Origin of the sequence: Nocardioides sp. CPCC 206348 (genome assembly GCF_048654705.1) — a bacterium.
Taxonomy (GTDB): Bacteria; Actinomycetota; Actinomycetes; order Propionibacteriales; family Nocardioidaceae; genus Nocardioides.
The window spans coordinates 19,887-22,363 of the sequence record NZ_JBMCZA010000194.1 but is presented as its reverse complement, the minus strand read 5'-3'; the positions used below and the strand labels follow the sequence as shown (position 1 = coordinate 22,363).

Annotated in this window: 3 protein-coding genes; 2 read left to right on the top strand and 1 reads right to left on the bottom strand. The window is 70.8% G+C overall.

Annotation, left to right across the window (positions count from 1 at the left end):
- Window positions 1-32 precede the first annotated feature (32 nt).
- Entirely contained in the window at window positions 33-446 is a 414-nt protein-coding gene (locus tag ACOADB_RS17680; protein ID WP_378601308.1) for a hypothetical protein, read from the bottom strand.
- Window positions 447-543: 97 nt separating this feature from the next.
- Between ACOADB_RS17680 and ACOADB_RS17675 the strand changes: the two genes are divergently transcribed.
- Window positions 544-1,551, top strand: coding sequence for a 5'-3' exonuclease H3TH domain-containing protein (locus ACOADB_RS17675; protein ID WP_378601306.1), 1,008 nt, complete (start codon window positions 544-546; stop codon window positions 1,549-1,551).
- Window positions 1,552-1,558: 7 nt separating this feature from the next.
- The coding region (locus tag ACOADB_RS17670; RefSeq protein ID WP_378601304.1) for a carboxyl transferase domain-containing protein at window positions 1,559-2,477 on the top strand (919 nt) is incomplete at its 3' end.

Here is a 2,477-nt window from a genome sequence, read left to right as displayed (position 1 = left end):
ACCAAGACGATCGACGTCACCGTCGAGGAACCCTAGGCGCGGCGCAGCTTTCGTCGTACCCAGGAGATCGGCAGCAGGCTGAACGGCAGCCCGAGCCCCAGCAGGATCAGGGGCAGGCCGAGCGAGCGGCTGTAGAGCTCGTCGCCGCGAACGGTGGCGGTGATCGTGTCGCCGACCTCGTTGTCGCCCGAGCCCTGGATGGGGCCGGTGTGGACGACGCCGTCCTGGGTCCAGCGGGCGGTGCAGTACTGGGAGGCCTTCTTGTAGCCCACGTCGAGGTCGCAACCGAGCACCTCGGCCTCGACCTTCTCCCCAAACTGTCGCTGCCCGAGCAGCCACAGTCCGGACCCCACCAGCACCAGCGGGATGATCATGATGACGGCGACCAGGACGTTCACGACGATCTTCATCGGGAGCGATTCAGGAGGGCGCTGCACCTCGGTCATGGATCGAGCATGGCACCGCCGCCGCGCACCGGGAATGGCGCGAACGGACTAGTTCCGAGGCCCACGGACGCGGTCATCTAGCATGACGACGATCCCCATGACGACGTCTCCCTCGCCCTCGCGCCAGCGCAAGCTGCTGCTCGCGGTGGACGCGCCGTCGCTCCTGCACCGCAATCACCACGCGCGGGCGCACACCCGCCTCTCGGACCGCTCGGGGCGCCCCGCCTGGGCGCTGCACGGGATGCTGCGCCAGATCATCGAGTCGATCGACGCGTTCGCGCCGGACGCCGTGATCTTCGGTCTCGACGACCGCGCCGCCTCGCTGCGCCGCGACTTCTACCCCGACTACAAGGCCGGGCGCGCGGAGAAGGACGACCAGCTCGTCGACCAGCTCGACCGCGCCGGCGCACTCCTCGACGCCCTCGGCCTGGCGACGCTCACTCCCCCGGGCCTCGAGGCCGACGACGTCAACGCGTCCGCCGCCACGTGGGCCGAGGACAACGACTGGAACTGCGTCATCATCACGTCCGACCGTGACGCGTTCGCCCACATCAGCGACCGCACCTCGATCCTTCGCCTCATCGACGGCGGCATCAACGGCTCACCCCTGCTCACGCCCAGCCGGCTCAAGATCATGTACGGCGTCGCGGCGGAGAACTATCTCGAGTACGCCGCGCTGCGCGGTGACGCCAGCGACAACCTGCCCGGCGTCAACGGCATCGGCGAGAAGTCGGCGTCCGCGCTGCTCTCCCACATGGGCTCGATGCAGGCGGTGTGGGCCGACATCGACCACAACAACGGCGACGCGCTGCTCGCCGCGTTCGACAGCTGGGCCGAGGAGACGGGTGCGCGCCGGATCGGTGCGAGCATGCTCAAGCGCCTCACCGCCGAGGGCGCGCGGGAGCGCTTCGAGTTCAACGTCCGGATCATGTCCGGGCGCACCGACCTGGACCTCGGCCTCACCCCGGACATCCCGGGCACGCCGGGCCTGCTGCCGCTCGACATCGACCGGGTCGCCCGCGTGGTCGGCCACCTCAACATGGAGGCGACCACCGAGCTCGCGCTGCGCGTCCTGACCGGCATCCCCGCATCCGCTGGGCGATGATGGCCGGGTGACCGAGGACGCACCCGCGCAGGGACTCACGGAGGTGCTCGCGCGGCGCTTCCTCACCACCGACGCCGCCCGCAGCGAGAAGGTCGACCGCTGGCACGGTCGCGGACGTCGTACCGCAAGGGAGAACATCGCCGACCTGGTCGACGACGGATCCTTCGTCGAGTACGGCCGCTTCGTCACCGCCGCCCAGGAGTCCCGCCGGCCTCTCGCGGAGCTGGTCGTCGAAGCGCCCGCCGACGGGATCATCGGTGGCACGGCCACCATCGACGGGCACCCCTGCGCGGTCCTCTCCTACGACTACCTCGTGATGGCCGGGACCCAGGGCATGCGCGGGCACCGCAAGTCCGACCGGCTGATCGAGCTGATCGGCCGGATGGGGCTGCCGACGGTCTTCTTCACCGAGGGCGGCGGTGGTCGTCCCGGCGACACCGACCTGCCTCTCGTCTCCGCGCTCGACGTCGGGTCGTTCGCGCTGTGGGGTGAGCTCCAGGGCGTGGTCCCACGCATCGCCGTCGTCTCCGGCCGGTGCTTCGCCGGCAACGCCGTGCTGGCCGGCTGCGCCGACCTGCGGATCGCCACCCCGGACGCGAACCTCGGCATGGCCGGCCCCGCGATGATCGCCGGCGGCGGGCTCGGCCAGTTCGCCGCGGAGGAGATCGGGCCCGCCGACGAGCAGGCCGCCAACGGTGTGCTGGACGTGGTCGTCGATGACGAGGCCGAGGCCGTTGACGTCGTACGACGACTGCTGGCCTGCCTGCGCGGTCCCACCACCGACAGAGGCAGCACGGTGGTTGCCGACGACCAGGACGTCCTGCGCACGATGCTGCCGGAGAACGACCGCGAGGGCTTCGACGTCCGCCCGGTCGTCGAGACCCTGGCCGATCCGGACACGCTGACCTGGCTGCGCGAGGGCTGGG

Excerpts from the sequence above, each read along its gene's own strand:
- ACOADB_RS17680 (WP_378601308.1), bottom strand. The coding sequence starts at position 446 with ATGACCGAGGTGCAGCGCCCTCCTGAATCGCTCCCGATGAAGATCGTC.
- ACOADB_RS17675 (WP_378601306.1), top strand. The coding sequence starts at position 544 with ATGACGACGTCTCCCTCGCCCTCGCGCCAGCGCAAGCTGCTGCTCGCG.